The following is a 12,306-nucleotide window of genomic DNA, read 5'->3' as shown; positions in this document are numbered from 1 at the left end:
TCTCAGGCGACCATTTAGCGGCCGTAGCCTTTCAGGTTCGCCTTCTTCAATGCAGACTCGTACTGACTGGACATCATCAGAGTTTGCACTTGAGCCATAAAGTCCATAATCACGACAACAACGATAAGCAGTGAGGTCCCACCGAAGTAGAACGGTACTTTCATTGCATCACGCATGAACTCCGGGATCAGGCAGATAAAAGTAATATAAAGCGCACCAACCAAAGTCAGGCGAGTCATTACTTTATCGATATACTTCGCCGTTTGCTCTCCCGGACGAATTCCTGGTACAAATGCACCGGACTTCTTCAGGTTATCTGCTGTTTCACGCGGGTTGAAGACCAACGCCGTGTAGAAGAAACAGAAGAAGATGATCGCAGACGCATAGAGTAACACATAAAGTGGTTGCCCAGGCTGCAAATACAGCGAAATTGTTGTCAGCCAGTTCCAACCAGTACCGCCCCCGAACCATGACGCGATGGTCGCCGGGAACAGAATAATACTGGAAGCGAAGATAGCCGGGATAACCCCCGCCATGTTCACTTTCAGCGGTAAATGTGTGCTCTGTGCAGCATAGACACGACGACCTTGCTGACGTTTAGCGTAGTTCACCACAATGCGGCGTTGACCACGTTCAACGAAGACAACAAAGAACGTCACTGCAAATACTAATACTGCAACCAACAGCAACAGGAGGAAGTGCAGGTCGCCTTGACGCGCTTGCTCGATAGTATGGGCGATGGCTGGCGGGAGGCCCGCAACAATACCGGCGAAGATAATGATAGAGATACCGTTACCGATACCACGCTCAGTAATCTGTTCGCCGAGCCACATCAGGAACATAGTCCCTGTGACCAGACTTACAACAGCGGTGAAGTAGAATGCAAAGCCCGGGTTTAACACCAGGCCCTGCATACCAGGCATATTCGGCAGACCGGTAGCAATACCGATCGACTGGAATATTGCCAGCACCAGAGTACCGTAACGGGTGTACTGACTAATCTTACGACGTCCAGACTCCCCTTCTTTCTTCAACTCTGCCAGGGCCGGATGAACGACCGTCAGCAGCTGGATAATAATAGATGCCGAAATGTACGGCATAATACCCAATGCAAAGATAGAAGCACGGCTGAGGGCACCACCAGAGAACATGTTGAACATTTCAATGATGGTGCCTCGCTGTTGCTCAAGCAGTTTGGCAAGTACAGCGGCATCGATACCAGGGATCGGAATAAAAGAGCCAATACGGAACACAATCAGCGCGCCGATAACAAACAGCAGTCTGCGTTTCAGCTCGCCAAATCCACCTTTGGCACTTTGAAAATCTAATCCCGGTTGCTTAGCCATCTGCTACTTATTCCTCAATTTTACCGCCAGCAGCTTCGATAGCAGCACGAGCACCTTTAGTAACACGCAGGCCACGAACAGTTACCGGAGTAGAAACTTCACCAGCCAGGATCACTTTCGCGAACTCGATCTGGATACCGATAATGTTTGCTGCTTTCAGCGTGTTCAGGTCTACAACGCCGCCTTCAACTTTCGCCAGGTCAGACAGACGGATTTCCGCTGTGATCGCTGCTTTGCGAGAGGTGAAGCCGAACTTCGGCAGACGACGGTACAGTGGCATCTGGCCACCCTCGAAACCGCGACGTACGCCACCGCCAGAACGAGAGTTCTGACCTTTGTGACCACGACCACCGGTTTTGCCGAGGCCAGAACCGATACCACGACCCAGGCGTTTACCCGCCTTTTTAGAGCCTTCGGCCGGAGACAGAGTATTTAAACGCATCTCTTACTCCTCAACTTTAACCATGAAGTAAACCGCGTTGACCATACCACGAACAGCGGGAGTATCCTCGCGCTCAACGGTATGACCAATACGACGCAGACCCAGGCCAAGCAGCGTTGCCTTGTGTTTCGGCAGACGACCGATTGCACTGCGGGTTTGAGTGATTTTAATAGTCTTTGCCATGGTCAATTACCCCAGAATTTCTTCAACGGATTTACCACGCTTGGCAGCGACCATTTCTGGAGAATTCATATTTTCCAGGCCATCAATAGTTGCACGAACCACGTTGATCGGGTTGGTGGAACCATATGCTTTGGCCAGAACGTTATGAACCCCAGCAACTTCCAGAACGGCGCGCATTGCACCACCGGCGATGATACCGGTACCTTCTGAAGCTGGCTGCATGAATACACGAGAACCCGTGTGAACACCTTTAACTGGGTGTTGCAGGGTACCGTTGTTCAGCGCGACGTTAATCATATTGCGACGGGCTTTTTCCATCGCTTTCTGGATCGCTGCTGGAACTTCACGCGCTTTACCGTAACCAAAACCAACGCGACCGTTACCATCGCCTACTACAGTCAGAGCTGTGAAGGAGAAAATACGACCACCTTTAACGGTTTTAGATACGCGGTTTACCGCGATCAGCTTTTCCTGCAGTTCGCCAGCCTGTTTTTCGATGTGAGCCATCTTACACCTCTACCTTAGAACTGAAGGCCAGCTTCACGGGCAGCATCTGCCAGTGCCTGGACACGACCATGATATTGGAACCCGGAACGGTCAAAGGAAACATTGCTGATGCCTTTTTCCAGAGCGCGTTCAGCAACAGCTTTACCTACAGCTGCAGCGGCGTCTTTGTTACCGGTGTACTTCAATTGTTCTGAGATAGCTTTTTCTACAGTAGAAGCAGCTACCAGAACTTCAGAACCGTTCGGTGCAATTACCTGTGCGTAAATATGACGCGGGGTACGATGTACCACCAGGCGAGTTGCACCCAGCTCTTTGAGCTTGCGGCGTGCGCGGGTCGCACGACGGATACGAGCAGATTTCTTATCCATAGTGTTACCTTACTTCTTCTTAGCCTCTTTGGTACGCACGACTTCGTCGGCGTAACGAACACCCTTGCCTTTGTAAGGCTCAGGACGACGGTAGGCGCGCAGATCTGCTGCAACCTGACCGATCAGCTGTTTATCAGCGCCTTTCAGCACGATTTCAGTTTGAGTCGGACATTCTGCAGTGATACCGGCCGGCAGCGGATGCTCAACAGGGTGTGAGAAGCCCAGAGACAGGCCTACTGCATTCCCTTTGATAGCTGCACGATAACCTACACCAACCAGCTGAAGCTTTTTAGTGAAGCCTTCGGTAACACCAACAACCATTGAGTTCAGCAGGGCACGCGCGGTACCAGCCTGAGCCCATCCATCCACGAAACCATCACGTGGACCGAAGGTCAGAGCGTTATCTGCATGTTTAACTTCAACAGCTTTGTTGAGGGTACGAGTCAGCTCGCCGTTTTTACCTTTGATCGTAATAACCTGACCGTCGATTTTTACATCAACGCCGGCAGGAATAACGACCGGTGCTTTAGCAACACGAGACATTCTTTCCTCCGATTAGGCTACGTAGCAGATAATTTCGCCACCAAGACCAGCCTGGCGCGCTGCACGATCAGTCATAACACCTTTAGAGGTAGAAACAACTGCGATACCAAGACCAGCCATAACTTTTGGCAGCTCATCTTTTTTCTTATAGATGCGCAGGCCTGGGCGGCTGACACGCTGAATGCTTTCTACAACAGCTTTACCCTGGAAATACTTAAGAGTAAGTTCCAGTTCCGGCTTGGTGTCGCCTTCAACTTTAAAATCTTCGATAAAACCTTCTTCCTTCAGCACGTTGGCAATTGCCACTTTCAGCTTGGCGGAAGGCATGGTGACCGCAACTTTGTTCGCGGCCTGACCGTTACGGATACGGGTCAGCATATCCGCGATCGGATCTTGCATGCTCATCTGTCTTTACTCCCGTGATTCAATTGGTAATTACCAGCTAGCCTTTTTCAAGCCTGGCACTTCACCGCGCATGGCGGCTTCACGCAGTTTGATACGGCTCAACCCAAACTTGCCCACATAACCATGTGGACGACCTGTTTGACGACAGCGGTTACGCTGACGAGACGGGCTGGAATCACGCGGCAGAGACTGCAGCTTGAGAACCGCATTCCAACGATCTTCGTCGGAAGCGTTCACATCAGAAATGATCGCTTTCAGTTCAGCGCGTTTAGCGAAGAATTTATCAGCTAAAGCTACGCGCTTTACTTCGCGTGCTTTCATTGATTGCTTAGCCATTCAGTAACCCTACCTTACTTGCGGAACGGGAAGTCAAAGGCAGCCAGCAGAGCACGGCCTTCTTCGTCAGATTTCGCAGTAGTGGTAATGGTAATATCCAAACCACGCACGCGGTCGACTTTATCGTAGTCGATTTCTGGGAAGATGATCTGCTCACGGACACCCATGCTGTAGTTACCACGACCGTCGAAAGACTTAGCGGACAAGCCACGGAAGTCACGGATACGTGGAACAGCAATAGTGATCAGGCGCTCAAAGAACTCCCACATGCGTTCGCCACGCAGAGTTACTTTACAGCCGATCGGATAGCCCTGACGGATTTTGAAGCCTGCAACAGATTTGCGTGCTTTGGTGATCAGCGGTTTTTGACCGGAGATTGCTGTCAGGTCAGCTGCTGCGTTATCCAGCAGTTTCTTGTCAGCGATCGCTTCACCAACACCCATGTTCAGGGTGATCTTCTCGACCCGAGGGACTTGCATGACAGAATTGTAGTTAAACTCAGTCATGAGTTTGTTAACTACTTCGTCTTTGTAGTAATCATGCAGTTTCGCCATCGTACTACTCCAAATTACTTGATAGTTTCGCTGTTAGACTTGAAGAAACGGACTTTTTTGCCGTCTTCGAATCTAAAGCCTACACGGTCAGCCTTGCCGGTAGCCGCATTGAAGATTGCAACGTTAGAAACCTGAATAGCAGCTTCTTTTTCAACGATGCCACCTGGTTGGTTCAGGGCCGGAACCGGCTTCTGATGTTTCTTAACCAGGTTGATACCTTCAACGACAAGTTTGCCGGAAGACAGAACATTTTTTACTTTACCGCGTTTACCTTTATCTTTACCGGTTAACACGATAACTTCGTCATCACGACGGATTTTCGCTGCCATGATTCGCTCCTTAGAGTACTTCTGGTGCCAGAGAGATAATTTTCATGAACTTCTCAGTACGAAGTTCACGAGTTACCGGCCCAAAGATACGCGTGCCGATAGGCTGCTCGCTGTTATTGTTTAAAATAACGCATGCATTACCATCGAAGCGAATGACAGAACCGTCAGGGCGACGAACACCCTTCTTGGTGCGCACCACTACCGCCTTCAGCACATCACCTTTTTTGACCTTACCACGTGGAATTGCTTCCTTGATGGTGATCTTGATGATGTCGCCTACGCCTGCGTAGCGACGGTGCGAGCCACCCAGAACCTTGATACACATTACGCGACGTGCACCGGAGTTGTCGGCGACGTTCAGCATAGTCTGTTCTTGGATCATTTTAGTGCTCCGCTAATGTCAACTACTACCTGAGACTCTAAAATCAGAGCCGTTAAAAAGCCCCATATCGAGGGCGCGGCATTATAACACCGCTTCTGCAATATGGGTAGAAAAAATAAACGGCTCATCGCTGAGCCGTTTATTCGTATTGAGAAGGCGTACTGTATTACAGAACCGCTTTCTCTACAACGCGAACCAGCGTCCAGGACTTAGTCTTGGACAGTGGACGGCATTCACGGATTTCAACCTTGTCGCCGATACCACATTCGTTGTTCTCGTCATGTACGTGCAGTTTGGTCGTACGCTTGATGAATTTACCGTAGATCGGGTGTTTCACAATACGTTCGATAGCTACAACAATGGATTTCTCCATTTTGTCGCTAACAACACGACCTTGCAGAGTACGGATTTTATCGGTCATTACGCACCCGCCTTCTGAGTCAGTAAAGTCTTAACGCGTGCAACATTGCGACGCACTTGCTTCAGCAGGTGAGTCTGTTGCAGCTGGCCACTTGCAGCCTGCATACGCAGGTTGAACTGCTCACGCAGCAGGTTCAGCAGCTCAGCGTTCAGCTCTTCAACGCTTTTTTCACGCAGCTCTTTTGCTTTCATTACATCACCGTCTTAGTTACAAAGGTGGTTTTGATAGGCAGTTTCGCTGCTGCCAGGCCGAAGGCTTCACGGGCCAGCTCTTCCGGAACACCGTCCATTTCATAAAGGACTTTGCCCGGTTGGATCAAGGCAACCCAGTACTCCACGTTACCTTTACCTTTACCCATACGAACTTCCAGTGGCTTCTCGGTGATCGGTTTGTCCGGGAATACACGGATCCAGATCTTACCTTGACGCTTAACTGCACGGGTCATTGCACGACGTGCTGCTTCGATCTGACGTGCAGTCAGACGACCACGGCCAACAGCTTTCAGACCGAAAGTGCCGAAGCTAACATCCGTACCCTGCGCCAGACCACGGTTGCGGCCTTTGTGCACTTTACGGAATTTTGTACGCTTTGGTTGTAACATCAGCGACGCTCCTTATTTACGGCCTTTACGCTGCTGCTTTTTAGGTTGAGCAGCCGGTTTTTCCGGTTGTTCAACAGCAGCCATACCACCCAGGATCTCACCTTTGAAGATCCATACCTTAACGCCGATTACACCGTAAGTGGTGTGCGCTTCAGAGGTGTTGTAGTCGATGTCAGCACGCAGAGTGTGCAGCGGTACGCGACCTTCACGGTACCATTCGGTACGTGCGATTTCCGCGCCGCCCAGACGGCCGCTAACTTCAACTTTAATACCTTTAGCGCCCAGACGCATTGCGTTCTGTACAGCACGCTTCATAGCACGACGGAACATAACGCGACGTTCCAGCTGTGAAGTGATGCTGTCAGCAACCAATTTAGCATCCAGTTCAGGCTTACGAACTTCAGCGATATTGATCTGTGCAGGAACGCCAGCGATATCCGCTACGACCTTGCGCAGTTTTTCTACGTCTTCGCCTTTCTTACCGATAACGATGCCAGGACGAGCAGTGTGAATAGTCACACGGATGCTCTTCGCTGGACGCTCGATAACGATACGAGATACAGACGCTTTAGCCAGTTCCTTAGTCAGGTACTGACGTACTTTAAAATCGCTGTCCAGGTTGTCAGCGAATTCTTTGGTGTTCGCAAACCAGGTAGAGTTCCATGGTTTTACAATACCCAGGCGAATACCATTAGGATGTACTTTCTGACCCATTGCTAGTCTCCAGAGTCTCAGCGATCGGACACAACCACAGTAATGTGGCTGGTGCGCTTCAGGATGCGATCTGCACGACCTTTCGCACGCGGCATAATGCGCTTCATGCTTGGGCCTTCATCTACGAAAATTTTCGCGACTTTCAGATCGTCGATGTCAGCGCCATCGTTGTGTTCAGCGTTAGCAATGGCAGATTCCAGTACTTTCTTGACCAATACCGCAGCTTTCTTGTTGGTATAGGTCAGGATGTCCAGGGCCTGCGACACTTTCTTACCGCGAATCAGGTCAGCAACAAGGCGAACCTTCTGAGCAGAAGAACGAGCATGGCGATGTTGAGCTAAAGTTTCCATCTCTTCCTCCTACCTTATTTCTTCTTCGCTTTTTTATCAGCAGCGTGGCCGCGATAAGTACGAGTCGGTGCGAATTCACCCAGTTTGTGACCAACCATTTCGTCGGTAACAAAGACTGGAACGTGCTGACGACCATTATGGACAGCGATGGTCAAACCGATCATGTTAGGAAAGATCGTTGAACGACGGGACCAAGTGCGCAGGGGCTTCTTGTCTCCGCTTTCCACCGCTTTCTCTACCTTCTTCAGCAAGTGCAGGTCAATAAAAGGACCTTTCTTGAGAGAACGTGGCATGGCTTATCCTCTAAAATTATTTGCTACGGCGACGTACGATAAATTTATCAGTACGCTTGTTGCTGCGGGTCTTCTTACCTTTGGTCTGAACGCCCCACGGAGTTACCGGGTGCTTACCAAAGTTACGACCTTCACCACCACCATGTGGGTGGTCGACTGGGTTCATCGCAGTACCGCGAACGGTAGGACGAACACCACGCCAGCGTGCAGCACCTGCTTTACCCAGAACGCGCAGCATATGCTCAGCATTGCCAACTTCGCCCAGAGTAGCGCGGCAGTCTGCTTCGACTTTACGCATTTCACCAGAACGCAGACGCAGGGTGACATAAGCACCATCACGAGCAACGATCTGAACGTAAGTACCAGCGGAACGTGCCAGCTGACCGCCTTTACCTGGTTTCATTTCTACGTTATGAACGGTAGAACCAACCGGGATATTGCGCATCGGCAGGGTGTTGCCTGCTTTGATTGCAGCATCAACGCCAGACTGAATCTGGTCGCCAGCTTTCAGGCCTTTAGGGGCCAGGATGTAACGGCGTTCGCCGTCTTTGTACAGAACCAGCGCGATGTTCGCGGAACGGTTCGGATCGTACTCAAGACGTTCAACAACTGCTGGGATACCGTCTTTGTTGCGTTTGAAGTCAACAATACGATAAGCCTGCTTGTGGCCACCACCGATGTGACGAGTGGTGATACGGCCATTGTTGTTACGACCACCGGATTTGCTGTTTTTTTCCAGCAACGGAGCAAAAGGTTTGCCCTTGTGCAGCTCAGGGTTAACCACTTTAACTACGTGGCGACGACCCGGAGATGTCGGTTTACATTTAACAACTGCCATTGTATTACTCCTCCGACTTACTCAGCGCCGCCAACGAAGTCCAGATTCTGGCCTTCTTTCAGGGTGACGTAAGCTTTTTTCCAGTCGCTACGACGACCGATACGCTGTCCGTGACGTTTAACTTTCCCTTTAACTACCAGGGTGTTAACGACTTCGACTTCGACTTCAAACAGTTTCTGCACAGCAGCTTTGATCTCTGCTTTGGTCGCGTCTTTAGCAACTTTGAGAACGATGGTGTTTGTTTTTTCCATCGCAGTAGACGCTTTTTCAGAAACGTGCGGTGCGCGAAGCACCTTCAGCAGACGTTCTTCACGAATCATGCCAGCATCTCCTCAACTTGCTTAACAGCATCAGCAGTCATTACGACTTTGTCGAAGGCGATCAGGCTAACCGGGTCGATACCAGTCGCATCGCGTACGTCAACCTTGTGCAGGTTACGTGCGGCCAGGAACAGGTTCTCGTCCAGCTCACCGGTGATGATCAGCACATCTTCCAGAGCCATGTCTTTCAGTTTCTGTGCCAGCAGCTTAGTTTTAGGCGCTTCAACAGAGAACTTCTCGACAACGATCAGACGATCCTGACGTACCAGTTCGGACAGGATGCTTTTCAGCGCGCCGCGGTACATCTTTTTGTTAACTTTTTGACTGTGGTCCTGTGGACGCGCAGCGAAGGTCACGCCACCTGAACGCCAGATCGGGCTCTTGATAGAACCTGAACGCGCACGGCCGGTACCTTTCTGGCGCCATGGCTTTTTGCCAGAACCAGTTACTTCAGCACGAGTCTTCTGAGCACGAGTACCCTGACGAGCACCAGCTGCATAAGCAACAACAACCTGGTGAACCAGCGCTTCGTTGAAATCACGACCGAAGGTAGTTTCGGAAACAGTCAGCGCGCTCTGCGCGTCTTTCAATACTAATTCCATTGCTATCCCCTTACGCCTTCACAGCTGGTTTAACGATCAGGTCGCTACCGGTTGCACCCGGAACTGCACCTTTAACCAGCAGCAGGTTGCGCTCAGCGTCAACACGTACTACGTCCAGGCTCTGAACGGTCACACGTTCGTTACCCAGCTGACCTGCCATTTTCTTGCCTTTGAACACTTTGCCCGGAGTCTGGTTCTGACCGATAGAACCCGGAACGCGGTGAGACAAGGAGTTACCGTGGGTAGCGTCCTGGGTACGGAAGTTCCAGCGCTTAACGGTACCAGCAAAACCTTTACCTTTAGAGGTACCGGTTACGTCAACTTTTTTAACGTCAGCAAACAGCTCAACGCTAATGTCCTGACCTACGGTGAACTCTTCGCCTTCAGCAAGACGGAATTCCCACAGACCACGGCCAGCTTCTACGCCAGCTTTAGCGAAGTGACCCGCTTCTGGTTTGGTTACACGGTTAGCTTTTTTAGCACCAGTGGTCACCTGAACAGCGCGGTAGCCATCGTTAGCCAGATCTTTAACCTGGGTAACGCGGTTTGCTTCAACTTCGATTACGGTTACTGGGATTGAAACGCCATCTTCAGTGAAGATGCGGGTCATGCCCACTTTTTTACCGACTAAACCAATCATTGTATCAACCTCTCAATCGCTCGATGACCTGATTAACCCAGGCTGATCTGCACGTCTACACCGGCAGCCAGATCCAGACGCATCAGAGCATCAACGGTTTTCTCAGTTGGCTCAACGATGTCAACCAGACGCTTGTGAGTGCGGATTTCGTACTGATCGCGCGCGTCTTTGTTGACGTGCGGAGAGATCAGAACGGTGAAGCGCTCTTTGCGGGTCGGCAGCGGGATCGGACCACGGACTTGCGCACCAGTGCGCTTAGCAGTCTCGACGATTTCCGCGGTTGATTGATCGATCAGACGATGATCAAACGCTTTAAGGCGGATACGGATTCTTTGGTTCTGCATGAGACCAGAGCTCCAATTATTTTATAAACGAAAATGATTACTCCTCAAACCCATTACGATTGATGGGAGAGTGTAACCGTTCTTACGTAGCTCCCCAATTGGGAGCATTGTTGAGTAACAAAATGAGCTACTCTGGTTCTGATTGAACCCGCCGTCAATTACGACAAGCCCGCGCATTATACGTAAATCTGGACAAGACGCAAGTGCCGTTTAGAAATTAAGCGCCAGAGGCGCAGTATGCGTATGGGCGCGCAACTTTTTACGCAATGTATCCCTTCTCAAGGCTTTGTCTCGAGCCCCTACGCAAGTGTCGTTTTTATAGATTGCCGACCAGGTCGATTATAGCGAGGATGCGCTCAAACCCTTTTGAGGCCTTTTCCATGTTAACCACCCTCCCCTTTTTGCTGGTCTATTTTTCGCTGACTGCCTTTCTCGTCCGTGCAGATATTCGCTGCGGACTGCTTCCTGATAAATTTCTCTGCCCGTTGCTATGGGCGGGCCTGCTCTTTCAGCTCTGTGTCCAACCTGATTTTCTGCCGAGTGCAGTGGTGGGAGCGATGGCTGGATATGTCGGCTTTGCCGTTATTTACTGGGGATATCGGTTTATCTGCCGGCGTGAAGGGATGGGATACGGCGATGTAAAATACCTGGCGGCGCTTGGTGCGTGGCATGGCTGGTGCATGCTGCCTACGCTGGCGTTACTCGCTGCGCTTATGGCACTACTTAGCATTCTTGTGTTTTCGTTACTCACCGGCGATAAGGGAGCATTAAAAAACCCACTGCCTTTTGGGCCATTTCTGGCAGCAGCGGGTTTATGCGTAGGCTGGAAGACGGTGGTTACTCTTCCACTTTAATCTGCGACTGAAGGTAGTTCTGCAGACCGATTTTAGCAATCAAATCCAGCTCCGTTTCCAGCCAGTCAATATGTCCTTCTTCATCGGCCAGGATCTGGATCATCATATCGCGACTAACGTAGTCATGTACGCTGTCGGCATAGGCAATGGCTTCACGGAGATCTTTGGCGCCTTCAAGTTCCAGCCTGAGGTCGGAACGCAGCATCTCTTCGACATCTTCTCCGATGCCCAGCTTTCCAAGATCCTGCAGGTTTGGAATGCCTTCAAGGAATAAAATACGCTCGATATATTTATCAGCGTGCTTCATTTCATCGATCGATTCATGGTACTCAACGTCGTTCAGACGTTTAAGCCCCCAGTTTTTGAACATTCTCGCGTGAAGAAAGTACTGGTTAATTGCGACAAGCTCATTTCCCAATAATTTATTGAGATAACTTATGATTTTAACATCACCTTTCATTATATAGTCCCTCCGCTTCCACTCATTGAAGCGTAGATCGGGCTACAGGGATGTCAAAAAAAAGATGGGCGCTTACGCGATCTCTTTGTATTCCGGGATCTGCATCAATTCGTCCTGCATGATCTCTCGCGCAGCACGTACACATTTACCGCATTGATTTCCCACCGGAACAAATTTGCGTAGTTGCTGAAATGACTGAGGCTGAAACTGGCGAACGACCTGACGTATTTTCTTGTCGCTTACACCATTACATAAACAAACGTACATAGAGACTCCCGTTCAAATTATGCGCAAAGTGTAAGTGAGAATGGTTATGATTACAATAGCACAAACGCCACAATACGGGGCGGGAGCAGGCAAAAAATGCGAAATTTTGTGACAGTAACTGAGCGGCAGAAAACAAAAAAGGACGCCGAAGCGTCCTTTTTTTATTCGGGGATAATTAATTAGCCCAGAACTTTAGCAACCACGCCC

General features: G+C 50.2%; 25 protein-coding genes. 1 reads left to right on the top strand and 24 read right to left on the bottom strand.

What is annotated here, in order from left to right; all coding sequences use genetic code 11:
- Window positions 1-14: 14 nt before the first annotated feature.
- From secY to rpsJ, 22 genes are all read right to left on the bottom strand, one after another.
- Entirely contained in the window at window positions 15-1,346 is a 1,332-nt protein-coding gene (gene secY / locus IM317_RS22610) for a preprotein translocase subunit SecY (RefSeq protein ID WP_003863305.1), read from the bottom strand.
- A gap of 7 nt (window positions 1,347-1,353) precedes the next feature.
- Window positions 1,354-1,788: a 50S ribosomal protein L15 gene (gene rplO / locus IM317_RS22605; protein WP_003863304.1), complete on the bottom strand. Its 435-nt coding sequence runs from the start codon at window positions 1,786-1,788 to the stop codon at window positions 1,354-1,356.
- Window positions 1,789-1,791: 3 nt separating this feature from the next.
- Entirely contained in the window at window positions 1,792-1,971 is a 180-nt protein-coding gene (gene rpmD / locus IM317_RS22600; RefSeq protein WP_003863301.1) for a 50S ribosomal protein L30, read from the bottom strand.
- Between the two features lie 6 nt (window positions 1,972-1,977).
- A complete protein-coding gene (gene rpsE / locus IM317_RS22595; RefSeq protein ID WP_003863299.1) occupies window positions 1,978-2,478 on the bottom strand; it encodes a 30S ribosomal protein S5 in 501 nt (166 codons plus the stop codon).
- A 14-nt stretch (window positions 2,479-2,492) separates the two neighbouring features.
- Window positions 2,493-2,846 carry a 50S ribosomal protein L18 gene (gene rplR / locus IM317_RS22590; protein ID WP_003863297.1) on the bottom strand — a complete coding sequence of 118 codons (354 nt, stop codon included), beginning with the start codon at window positions 2,844-2,846 and terminating at the stop codon, window positions 2,493-2,495.
- Between the two features lie 9 nt (window positions 2,847-2,855).
- The gene (gene rplF, locus IM317_RS22585) at window positions 2,856-3,389 is read right to left on the bottom strand and encodes a 50S ribosomal protein L6 (RefSeq protein ID WP_003863296.1); all 534 of its coding nucleotides are present in this window, start codon (window positions 3,387-3,389) and stop codon (window positions 2,856-2,858) included.
- A 12-nt stretch (window positions 3,390-3,401) separates the two neighbouring features.
- On the bottom strand, window positions 3,402-3,794 hold the full coding sequence (rpsH, locus tag IM317_RS22580) for a 30S ribosomal protein S8 (RefSeq protein ID WP_006178918.1): 393 nt from the start codon (window positions 3,792-3,794) through the stop codon (window positions 3,402-3,404).
- A gap of 30 nt (window positions 3,795-3,824) precedes the next feature.
- Window positions 3,825-4,130: a 30S ribosomal protein S14 gene (gene rpsN, locus IM317_RS22575; protein ID WP_003863291.1), complete on the bottom strand. Its 306-nt coding sequence runs from the start codon at window positions 4,128-4,130 to the stop codon at window positions 3,825-3,827.
- Between the two features lie 14 nt (window positions 4,131-4,144).
- A complete protein-coding gene (gene rplE / locus IM317_RS22570; RefSeq protein WP_001096206.1) occupies window positions 4,145-4,684 on the bottom strand; it encodes a 50S ribosomal protein L5 in 540 nt (179 codons plus the stop codon).
- 14 nt (window positions 4,685-4,698) lie between these two features.
- Window positions 4,699-5,013, bottom strand: a complete 315-nt coding sequence (rplX, locus tag IM317_RS22565; RefSeq protein WP_003863287.1) for a 50S ribosomal protein L24 — start codon at window positions 5,011-5,013, stop codon at window positions 4,699-4,701.
- Between the two features lie 10 nt (window positions 5,014-5,023).
- Window positions 5,024-5,395 (bottom strand): 50S ribosomal protein L14, encoded by a 372-nt coding sequence (gene rplN, locus IM317_RS22560; RefSeq protein WP_002919748.1) that lies wholly within the window; start codon window positions 5,393-5,395, stop codon window positions 5,024-5,026.
- Window positions 5,396-5,561: 166 nt separating this feature from the next.
- The gene (gene rpsQ / locus IM317_RS22555) at window positions 5,562-5,816 is read right to left on the bottom strand and encodes a 30S ribosomal protein S17 (RefSeq protein WP_008503489.1); all 255 of its coding nucleotides are present in this window, start codon (window positions 5,814-5,816) and stop codon (window positions 5,562-5,564) included.
- Window positions 5,816-6,007 (bottom strand): 50S ribosomal protein L29, encoded by a 192-nt coding sequence (rpmC, locus tag IM317_RS22550; RefSeq protein WP_003863282.1) that lies wholly within the window; start codon window positions 6,005-6,007, stop codon window positions 5,816-5,818. Before rpmC ends, rpsQ begins: the two co-directional genes overlap by 1 nt.
- A complete protein-coding gene (rplP, locus tag IM317_RS22545; protein ID WP_002919759.1) occupies window positions 6,007-6,417 on the bottom strand; it encodes a 50S ribosomal protein L16 in 411 nt (136 codons plus the stop codon). The genes rpmC and rplP overlap by 1 nt, the downstream gene beginning before the upstream one ends.
- Window positions 6,418-6,429: 12 nt before the next feature.
- Complete coding sequence (rpsC, locus tag IM317_RS22540; protein WP_000529945.1) at window positions 6,430-7,131, bottom strand: 30S ribosomal protein S3; 702 nt, start codon at window positions 7,129-7,131, stop codon at window positions 6,430-6,432.
- 17 nt (window positions 7,132-7,148) lie between these two features.
- Window positions 7,149-7,481: a 50S ribosomal protein L22 gene (gene rplV / locus IM317_RS22535; protein WP_002919773.1), complete on the bottom strand. Its 333-nt coding sequence runs from the start codon at window positions 7,479-7,481 to the stop codon at window positions 7,149-7,151.
- Window positions 7,482-7,495: 14 nt separating this feature from the next.
- Complete coding sequence (rpsS, locus tag IM317_RS22530) at window positions 7,496-7,774, bottom strand: 30S ribosomal protein S19 (protein ID WP_001138117.1); 279 nt, start codon at window positions 7,772-7,774, stop codon at window positions 7,496-7,498.
- A 16-nt stretch (window positions 7,775-7,790) separates the two neighbouring features.
- A complete protein-coding gene (gene rplB / locus IM317_RS22525; protein ID WP_000301859.1) occupies window positions 7,791-8,612 on the bottom strand; it encodes a 50S ribosomal protein L2 in 822 nt (273 codons plus the stop codon).
- Between the two features lie 17 nt (window positions 8,613-8,629).
- The gene (gene rplW, locus IM317_RS22520; RefSeq protein WP_000617546.1) at window positions 8,630-8,932 is read right to left on the bottom strand and encodes a 50S ribosomal protein L23; all 303 of its coding nucleotides are present in this window, start codon (window positions 8,930-8,932) and stop codon (window positions 8,630-8,632) included.
- Window positions 8,929-9,534 (bottom strand): 50S ribosomal protein L4, encoded by a 606-nt coding sequence (gene rplD, locus IM317_RS22515; protein WP_000424395.1) that lies wholly within the window; start codon window positions 9,532-9,534, stop codon window positions 8,929-8,931. The genes rplW and rplD overlap by 4 nt, the downstream gene beginning before the upstream one ends.
- A gap of 10 nt (window positions 9,535-9,544) precedes the next feature.
- Window positions 9,545-10,174, bottom strand: coding sequence for a 50S ribosomal protein L3 (rplC, locus tag IM317_RS22510; RefSeq protein ID WP_006178923.1), 630 nt, complete (start codon window positions 10,172-10,174; stop codon window positions 9,545-9,547).
- Window positions 10,175-10,206: 32 nt separating this feature from the next.
- Window positions 10,207-10,518 carry a 30S ribosomal protein S10 gene (gene rpsJ / locus IM317_RS22505; protein WP_001181005.1) on the bottom strand — a complete coding sequence of 104 codons (312 nt, stop codon included), beginning with the start codon at window positions 10,516-10,518 and terminating at the stop codon, window positions 10,207-10,209.
- A 380-nt stretch (window positions 10,519-10,898) separates the two neighbouring features.
- Here rpsJ and IM317_RS22500 point away from each other — a divergent pair, with 380 nt between their 5' ends.
- A complete protein-coding gene (locus IM317_RS22500; protein ID WP_033146787.1) occupies window positions 10,899-11,372 on the top strand; it encodes an A24 family peptidase in 474 nt (157 codons plus the stop codon).
- Here IM317_RS22500 and bfr read toward each other — a convergent pair.
- Both bfr and bfd read right to left on the bottom strand, forming a co-directional pair.
- On the bottom strand, window positions 11,356-11,832 hold the full coding sequence (gene bfr / locus IM317_RS22495) for a bacterioferritin (RefSeq protein ID WP_008503492.1): 477 nt from the start codon (window positions 11,830-11,832) through the stop codon (window positions 11,356-11,358). The two genes, IM317_RS22500 and bfr, sit on opposite strands and share 17 nt — an antisense overlap.
- Before the next feature lie 72 nt (window positions 11,833-11,904).
- Complete coding sequence (gene bfd / locus IM317_RS22490) at window positions 11,905-12,099, bottom strand: bacterioferritin-associated ferredoxin (protein WP_033146788.1); 195 nt, start codon at window positions 12,097-12,099, stop codon at window positions 11,905-11,907.
- Window positions 12,100-12,306 lie beyond the last annotated feature (207 nt).

Origin of the sequence: Enterobacter cloacae complex sp. S3, from assembly GCF_014930495.1 — a bacterium.
GTDB classification, from domain to species: Bacteria; Pseudomonadota; Gammaproteobacteria; order Enterobacterales; family Enterobacteriaceae; genus Enterobacter; species Enterobacter asburiae_B.
The sequence above is the reverse complement of the archived record's forward strand: the minus strand, read 5'-3'. Positions and strand labels throughout refer to the sequence as shown.

Bases quoted from the DNA above. Each gene is read 5' to 3' on its own strand.
- secY (WP_003863305.1), bottom strand. From the start codon at position 1,346: ATGGCTAAGCAACCGGGATTAGATTTTCAAAGTGCCAAAGGTGGATTT.
- rplO (WP_003863304.1), bottom strand. From the start codon at position 1,788: ATGCGTTTAAATACTCTGTCTCCGGCCGAAGGCTCTAAAAAGGCGGGT.
- rpmD (WP_003863301.1), bottom strand. From the start codon at position 1,971: ATGGCAAAGACTATTAAAATCACTCAAACCCGCAGTGCAATCGGTCGT.
- rpsE (WP_003863299.1), bottom strand. From the start codon at position 2,478: ATGGCTCACATCGAAAAACAGGCTGGCGAACTGCAGGAAAAGCTGATC.
- rplR (WP_003863297.1), bottom strand. From the start codon at position 2,846: ATGGATAAGAAATCTGCTCGTATCCGTCGTGCGACCCGCGCACGCCGC.
- rplF (WP_003863296.1), bottom strand. From the start codon at position 3,389: ATGTCTCGTGTTGCTAAAGCACCGGTCGTTATTCCTGCCGGCGTTGAT.
- rpsH (WP_006178918.1), bottom strand. From the start codon at position 3,794: ATGAGCATGCAAGATCCGATCGCGGATATGCTGACCCGTATCCGTAAC.
- rpsN (WP_003863291.1), bottom strand. From the start codon at position 4,130: ATGGCTAAGCAATCAATGAAAGCACGCGAAGTAAAGCGCGTAGCTTTA.
- rplE (WP_001096206.1), bottom strand. From the start codon at position 4,684: ATGGCGAAACTGCATGATTACTACAAAGACGAAGTAGTTAACAAACTC.
- rplX (WP_003863287.1), bottom strand. From the start codon at position 5,013: ATGGCAGCGAAAATCCGTCGTGATGACGAAGTTATCGTGTTAACCGGT.
- rplN (WP_002919748.1), bottom strand. From the start codon at position 5,395: ATGATCCAAGAACAGACTATGCTGAACGTCGCCGACAACTCCGGTGCA.
- rpsQ (WP_008503489.1), bottom strand. From the start codon at position 5,816: ATGACCGATAAAATCCGTACTCTGCAAGGTCGTGTTGTTAGCGACAAA.
- rpmC (WP_003863282.1), bottom strand. From the start codon at position 6,007: ATGAAAGCAAAAGAGCTGCGTGAAAAAAGCGTTGAAGAGCTGAACGCT.
- rplP (WP_002919759.1), bottom strand. From the start codon at position 6,417: ATGTTACAACCAAAGCGTACAAAATTCCGTAAAGTGCACAAAGGCCGC.
- rpsC (WP_000529945.1), bottom strand. From the start codon at position 7,131: ATGGGTCAGAAAGTACATCCTAATGGTATTCGCCTGGGTATTGTAAAA.
- rplV (WP_002919773.1), bottom strand. From the start codon at position 7,481: ATGGAAACTTTAGCTCAACATCGCCATGCTCGTTCTTCTGCTCAGAAG.
- rpsS (WP_001138117.1), bottom strand. From the start codon at position 7,774: ATGCCACGTTCTCTCAAGAAAGGTCCTTTTATTGACCTGCACTTGCTG.
- rplB (WP_000301859.1), bottom strand. From the start codon at position 8,612: ATGGCAGTTGTTAAATGTAAACCGACATCTCCGGGTCGTCGCCACGTA.
- rplW (WP_000617546.1), bottom strand. From the start codon at position 8,932: ATGATTCGTGAAGAACGTCTGCTGAAGGTGCTTCGCGCACCGCACGTT.
- rplD (WP_000424395.1), bottom strand. From the start codon at position 9,534: ATGGAATTAGTATTGAAAGACGCGCAGAGCGCGCTGACTGTTTCCGAA.
- rplC (WP_006178923.1), bottom strand. From the start codon at position 10,174: ATGATTGGTTTAGTCGGTAAAAAAGTGGGCATGACCCGCATCTTCACT.
- rpsJ (WP_001181005.1), bottom strand. From the start codon at position 10,518: ATGCAGAACCAAAGAATCCGTATCCGCCTTAAAGCGTTTGATCATCGT.
- IM317_RS22500 (WP_033146787.1), top strand. From the start codon at position 10,899: ATGTTAACCACCCTCCCCTTTTTGCTGGTCTATTTTTCGCTGACTGCC.
- bfr (WP_008503492.1), bottom strand. From the start codon at position 11,832: ATGAAAGGTGATGTTAAAATCATAAGTTATCTCAATAAATTATTGGGA.
- bfd (WP_033146788.1), bottom strand. From the start codon at position 12,099: ATGTACGTTTGTTTATGTAATGGTGTAAGCGACAAGAAAATACGTCAG.